Here is a 5,924-nt window from a genome sequence, read left to right as displayed (position 1 = left end):
AGATAGATAATCGGCAAGAAGCCGGCGCCGAGCAGGGTGGCACCGACGAAGCCGAGGCGGACCCACAGCGCGTCCCAGCCAAAGTAATCGGCGATGCCGGCGCAGACGCCGAACAGCCGCTTGTTGCGCTTGTCGAGATAGAAGCCGGTCCGGCGGTCGCTCATCGGTCACTCTCCTTGTTCTCGTCGTTGCGCAGGCGACGGCTGGCGGCATTATCGGCAAGCCGGCTGTCCTTCCAGCCCGGATCATCGGCGGCGATGATCCGCTCGATGGTCTCCAGCCGCTGGTCGAGCCGGCGGGCCATGTCGTGGAGATCGTCGAGCAGCATCTCGTCCTCCCGGCTGATCGAATTGCCCGACCGCCAGCGCGAGACATAGTGCAGCACCAGCCATGGCAGGCCGATGAACAGGATGGCGACGATCAGCACCGGGATGAGCAACATCTCCATCGGCTCAGCCCTGCCCACCGCTGCCGATACGGGCCTTCATCGCCGCCAGTTCGCGGCTCACCTCATCTTCGCCGATCAACACGGGGGCGCCCAGTGACGCCGCTTCGGCGGCGCCTTCGGCAAGATCGGCGCGGCGCTCGAGCAGGTCGAACTGCGACAGCGCCGTCTCGACGCGCGCGCCATGTGTCAACTCGCGCAACCGACGGCGCTGGCCGGCGCCTTCGGTACGGATACTAATGGCATTCTGGCGGGAACGGGCTTCCCGCAATTTGCTCTCGAGGTTGAGGATATCGACCTCGTTCAGCGCCAGACTGTCTTCGAGCACGGCCAGTTCGTCAGCGAGTTGATCGGCGAGGCGGCGAGCGCGGGCCTTTTCCTGCAGCGCGGCCCGTGCGAGGTCCTCGCGGTCCCGCGCCAGCGCCAGCTCGGCCTTTTCGGTCCAGCTGTCGCAGGCGGCGCGAGCACGGGCCAGGCTGCGGGCGATTTCCTTCTGGTCAGCGATGGTGCGCGCGGCGTCGGCGCGAACCTCGGCCAGCGTCTCTTCCATCTCGCGAATAATCAGACGGACCAGCTTGGCCGGATCCTCGGCGCGATCGAGCAGTTCGGCGACATTGGCGGCGATGATGTCCCGCGCGCGGGAAAACAGGCTCATGGCCGGTGATCTCCGATGACCGGAAACCGGCCAGGGCCGTGTTCCCCTGCTTTGCAAACCGGTTCGGTGGTTGCCATACTCCCCATATGTTGCGCGCGAGCGGTGGGGACAAGAGCATGATCCTGCGATTTGCCATGCTGGTGCTGCTTATGGTCGCGGCACCGGCGCGCGCCGATGACGGCCTCGATGCCCGGACGATCATCGCGCGCGCTTTCGAGGCTGCCGGCGGGGAGCGCTGGGCACGGGCCGAGAGCCTCTGGCTGTCCGGCCGGGCGGTCTTCTACGGCGACGGCGCCACCCCGCGCGCGGTGGCCGATGACTATCAGATGTGGCGGGCGTTCGAGGACATTCGCACCGATGCCCATGGCGAGGCGGGCAAGGTGCTGATCCACGGCCGCAGCAATGGGCGGACGATGGTCCTCGTCGGCTCGGACGGGGTACAGAGCTTCAATGACAAGGGGCTGATCCCCAAGGCGGAAGCCGACCGGTTCTGGGCCAATAATTTCGGCTTCGGCGTCATCCGTTCGGCGCTGGGACCGGGCTTCACACTGCAGAGGCTGCCCGACGACAGTGTCGATGGCCATCCGACCTACACCGTGCGCATCACCGACCACGGCGGCGGCGCGACCTTGTTCGGTATCGACCGCGACAGCCATGTCATCCGGCTCGCCGGCTTTGCCACGCCGTCTGGCTGGCATGTGCGGATCTATGATGATTTCGTCATCCAGCCGGGCTGGACGCAGGCGCGCAAGGTGACTCTCTATTACAATGGCGTCATCGCCAACCAGGTGTTCTGGACCGACTGGAAGGTCAATCTGCCGCTGGCGGCGGATCTTTTTTCGCCTCCTGGTCCACCCCATGGCGCATCATCATCGGCGCCTGCGCCATCGCGAACACCAGTGTCGCCACCGTCACCCCCCAGACCTTGAAACTGACCCATTGGTCGGTGGTGAGGATCTGGCGCGCCACCTCGTTGGCGGCGAGCAGCGCCAGGAAGAACAGCGCCCAGTTGCGGGTCAGCTTGGTCCAGCCGGCGGCATCAAGGCCGGGCAGCGCGTCGCCGAGCACCAGCTGGAGATAGGAGCGGCCGCGCGCCAGCCCGAAGAACAGGATCGCCGCGAAGGTGCCGTAGATCAGCGTCGGCTTGAGCTTGATGAAGGTCTCGTCCTGCAACCACAGGGTCAGCCCCCCGAATACCGCGACGATGACGCCGGTGAACAGCAGCATCACCGGGATATGGCGGGTCTTCAGCCAGGAGATTGCCATGGCGACGGCGGTGGCGGCCATGAAGGCGGCGGTGGCGACGAACAGCCCGCCATATTTGTTGGCAACGAAGAACACCAGCAGCGGCCCGAGATCGACGGCGAGCTTGAGAGGGCCGGAGAGTTTTGCGCGGGGCGTGTCCATGTCCGCCCCTCTACAGAGTTTGGCCGCTGGCTGAAACACTTGCGATCAGGGCCGGCGGCGCTAGCGTGCAGCGCGTGACCGCTGCCGCCTCCCTTGTCGTCGATGACCTGGCCTGCCTGCGCGGCGACCGGCTGTTGTTTGAGGGGCTGTCGTTCCAGGTCGACCCGGGGGCAGCGCTGCACCTCGAAGGGCCTAACGGCAGCGGCAAATCGAGCCTGTTGCGGCTGCTAGCCGGGCTGCTGGCGCCATTTTCCGGCACGATCAGCGCGCCGCCCTGCGCCTATCTCGGCCATGAGGTGGCGCTGAAGCCGCGAATGCGGCTGATCGACGAGCTCCGCCACTGGGCCGGGCTCGATGACGGGCTGGCGCGACTGCCGGCGGCGATGGCGGCGATGAACATCGACGGGCTGGCTGAGGTGCCATGCCGCCACCTGTCCAGCGGCCAGCGGCGGCGCGCCGGGCTGGCGCGGGCGCTGGCGTCCGGTTCGCCGCTCTGGCTGCTCGACGAACCGACCGCCGGGCTCGACACCGCGTCAGGGGCGCTGCTGACGGCGGCGATGGCGGCGCATCGGGCCGGCGGCGGCCTGGTGGTGGCGGCCGTGCACGGCGACATCGGCCTTGTCGCCCCGCAGACGATCCGGCTCGGCTGATGTTCTGGCGCCTGATCCGTCGCGACCTGACGCTGATTGCCCGCTCGCCGGCAATGTGGATGCCGGTGATGTTCTTCGTGCTAGTGGCGGCGTTGTTTCCGTTCGCGGTCGGGCCGGACGCGCGGCTGTTGGGGCGGATCGCGCCGGGGATATTATGGGTGTCGGCACTGCTGGCGGCGTTGCTGCCGGTGGAAACGCTGCTGGCGCCGGACATGGAGGACGGGACGCTCGATCAGCTGGCGAGCCGCGGCGTGGCGATGGAGCTGGTGGCGGTGGCGCGGATCATTGCGCACTGGGTCGGGTTTGCGGTGCCGCTGCTGGCGGCGCTGCCGGCGGCGGCGATCCTGGTGGGATTGGACGCGGCGCAGGGATGGCGGCTGGCGCTGGCGCTGCTGCTCGGCACGCCGGCGCTGGCAGCGCTGGCGGTGGTGGCGGCGGCGCTGACCGCGGGCTTGCGCGGCGGGGGGGCGCTGGCCGGGCTGATCGTGCTGCCGCTGGCGCTGCCGGTGCTGATCTTCGGCGTCGGCGCGGCGGCGCCCGGCGCGCTCAAGCTGCTGGCGGCGGCGAGTCTGGTGTCACTCGCCGTGGCCCCCTTCGCCGCCGCCGCCGCGCTCAAGCAGGATTAGAAGCGCATGATCGTCTCGATGCCGAACGTGCGGCCGCGCCGGAGCGGCGCGAAGAAGCCGCGCGGGGCGCCCGATTCCGCCTGCGCCGGCTGGCCATTGAAAGTCAGACCGGTGGGTATGTTGCGGGTGCCGAAGCCGTAGCGATAGTCGAACCAGCGGGTGGCGAGCGGCACTGCGTCCTCGTTGGTCAGGTTGCGGCCGAAAGCGACGACCTGGATGCCGTTAGCGGTGCGGAAGCCGATGCGGGCATTGAGGAGGAACGCCGAGGGCACAAAGGCCAGATTGTCGGTCTGGACGTACTTCTTGTCCTCAAGGCTGAAATTGAGGTTGGTGGTCAGCTTGATCGTCTCGGTGATGTTCGGTTCCCAGCTGATCGAGCCATTGACCTGATAGCTGGAGCCGAGCGGCAGCCGCTTGCCAGTGATGTCGCAGAGCGGCAGCGCGGCGGCGGGCGGGTTGGCGCTCTGGAAATTGGCGCGGATGCCGCCCGAATTGAGCTGGAAGAAGTCCGCATCGCAGCCGCTGGTGAACTTGGCATCGACATAGGACAAGTTGACATTGGCCATCAGGTCCGGGTGCGGCGCAGCGGCGAACTCGATTTCGAAGCCCTGGTTGCGGGCATCGCCGGTGTTGACGACGATCGAGTTGACGGCCTGGCCGGCGGGGATGGCGTTGGTCAGCTGGACGCCCTTCAGCTTGTTGTAGAAACCCGCGACGGTGATGCTGGCCTTGCGGTCCGACGATGTCCATTTAACCCCGACTTCACCGCCTTCTGCCAGCTCTTCTGAATAGAAGGGCCGGCCATCGGTCTGACCGTTGACGCCGTTGAAGCCGCCAGGCTTCCGGCCGCGGGCATAGACGGCATAAAGCAGAGTGCCGCCGGGCGTGGTGTAGTTGATGGTGATGCGCGGATCGGTGCCGGTCCATTTGCCTTCGGCCAGGCAGGTGCCGGTAAAACCGAACAGGGCTGCATTGGCGCTCTCGCCGGCGCAGAAAATGCTAGTTGCCGACTGGCGATCGAGCAGCGTCTTAGTTTCCTCCTGATAGCGGAGTTCGCCCTGGATGGTCAGGCCAGGCAGCGGATCCCAGGCCAGCAGGCCGAACACCGCCTTGTTCTCGATCGTTGCCGTCTGGCTAAGGTTGCTGCCGAGCGGATCACCGGCGAACGGATTGGTGAAGGTCAGGTCGACCTGATCGAAGTCCTGCTTGTAGTAATAGAGGCCGACCATGGCGCGAAATGGCTTGTCGACCGGCGATGCGAGGCGGACCTCCTGGCTGAAATCCTTGATGTTCTTCTTGGTGGTGTTGGCGAAGGTCGGCTCGACCAACGGCCCGGGCACCCCGAGGAAGGCCGGCTGGAAGAAAAAGAAGCCGTCGCTGTGATCGGAATCGGTCCCGAAGCGGTTGAGCAACTTGCGATAGCCGGTCATCGACGACAGGATCCAGCCCGAGCCGCCGAGATCCCAGTCGATGATCGCCGAGGCGTTGAACTGCTTGTTCTGGACACCGTCGAAAGCGGTGCCATCGCGCACGCCGAAGGTCGTCGGCACCGGATCGGTGTTAAGGCGGATGCCATTGGGCTGCGGCTGGATGGGGCCGCAATAATATTGGTTGGGGTTCTGGGCGCCAGGCGTGTTGCCCAGCGTCGCCGGGACGTTGGAGCCGAAGGCGCCGCCGACCGTGCGATACAGGTTCGACCGCAGTCCGGGCGAGCAGTTGTTCTCGGCCGAGCCCTGCAGGAACAGCGCCAGCGGGCCGTCTTCCTGCTCCGAATATTCGCCGCGCAGGCGGATCTTGATGTCCTCGGTCGGGCGGGCAACGACGGTGAGATAGCCGACCTTGGTCTGCTCCTGGCCGACCTTCTTGCCGGTCAGCTGGTTGGTGAACTGGCCGCCATATTCCGAGTAGCGGCCGCCGGCGCGAAAAGTCAGCGCCTCGCCGAGGATCGGGCCGGAGATGGAGCCGGACGCGACATATTCGCCATATTCGGCGACTGAGGCGCGGATATTGGCGGTCCAGGTCGTCGTCGGGTCCTTGGTGACGAAGTTGATGGCGCCGGCATAGGTGTTGCGGCCATAGAGCGCCGACTGCGGGCCCTTGACGATTTCGACCCGTTGCAACTGCTCGGGATCAAAGGCCTG

At 66.5% G+C, this 5,924-nt stretch carries 8 protein-coding genes; 3 read left to right on the top strand and 5 right to left on the bottom strand.

Annotated elements, in window-relative coordinates; translation table 11 throughout:
- The 3 genes from ACTIFJ_RS14615 to ACTIFJ_RS14605 all read right to left on the bottom strand — a co-directional run.
- Positions 1-164: PspC domain-containing protein (locus tag ACTIFJ_RS14615; protein ID WP_439534844.1), on the bottom strand; the 164-nt coding region annotated here is incomplete at its 3' end.
- A complete protein-coding gene (gene pspB, locus ACTIFJ_RS14610; RefSeq protein ID WP_439534843.1) occupies positions 161-448 on the bottom strand; it encodes an envelope stress response membrane protein PspB in 288 nt (95 codons plus the stop codon). The genes pspB and ACTIFJ_RS14615, both read right to left, overlap by 4 nt.
- A 4-nt stretch (positions 449-452) precedes the next feature.
- Positions 453-1,100: a PspA/IM30 family protein gene (locus ACTIFJ_RS14605; protein ID WP_439534842.1), complete on the bottom strand. Its 648-nt coding sequence runs from the start codon at positions 1,098-1,100 to the stop codon at positions 453-455.
- Between the two features lie 116 nt (positions 1,101-1,216).
- On the opposite strand from ACTIFJ_RS14605, the gene ACTIFJ_RS14600 reads away from it, so the two are divergent.
- Complete coding sequence (locus ACTIFJ_RS14600; RefSeq protein ID WP_439534841.1) at positions 1,217-2,029, top strand: hypothetical protein; 813 nt, start codon at positions 1,217-1,219, stop codon at positions 2,027-2,029.
- Here the strand turns inward: ACTIFJ_RS14600 and ACTIFJ_RS14595 are convergent.
- Positions 1,911-2,507, bottom strand: a complete 597-nt coding sequence (locus tag ACTIFJ_RS14595) for a septation protein A (RefSeq protein ID WP_439534840.1) — start codon at positions 2,505-2,507, stop codon at positions 1,911-1,913. The two genes, ACTIFJ_RS14600 and ACTIFJ_RS14595, sit on opposite strands and share 119 nt — an antisense overlap.
- Positions 2,508-2,581: 74 nt before the next feature.
- On the opposite strand from ACTIFJ_RS14595, the gene ccmA reads away from it, so the two are divergent.
- Positions 2,582-3,157: a heme ABC exporter ATP-binding protein CcmA gene (gene ccmA, locus ACTIFJ_RS14590; protein WP_439534839.1), complete on the top strand. Its 576-nt coding sequence runs from the start codon at positions 2,582-2,584 to the stop codon at positions 3,155-3,157.
- Positions 3,157-3,783 carry a heme exporter protein CcmB gene (gene ccmB, locus ACTIFJ_RS14585; RefSeq protein ID WP_439534838.1) on the top strand — a complete coding sequence of 209 codons (627 nt, stop codon included), beginning with the start codon at positions 3,157-3,159 and terminating at the stop codon, positions 3,781-3,783. Before ccmA ends, ccmB begins: the two co-directional genes overlap by 1 nt.
- Here ccmB and ACTIFJ_RS14580 read toward each other — a convergent pair.
- A partial coding sequence (locus ACTIFJ_RS14580) for a TonB-dependent receptor (protein WP_439534837.1) occupies positions 3,780-5,924 on the bottom strand: 2,145 nt, incomplete at its 5' end. The genes ccmB and ACTIFJ_RS14580 overlap by 4 nt on opposite strands.

Source organism: Polymorphobacter sp. (assembly GCF_051860865.1).
Taxonomy (GTDB): Bacteria; Pseudomonadota; Alphaproteobacteria; order Sphingomonadales; family Sphingomonadaceae; genus Sandarakinorhabdus.
This window is presented reverse-complemented; position numbering and strand designations above follow the sequence as displayed.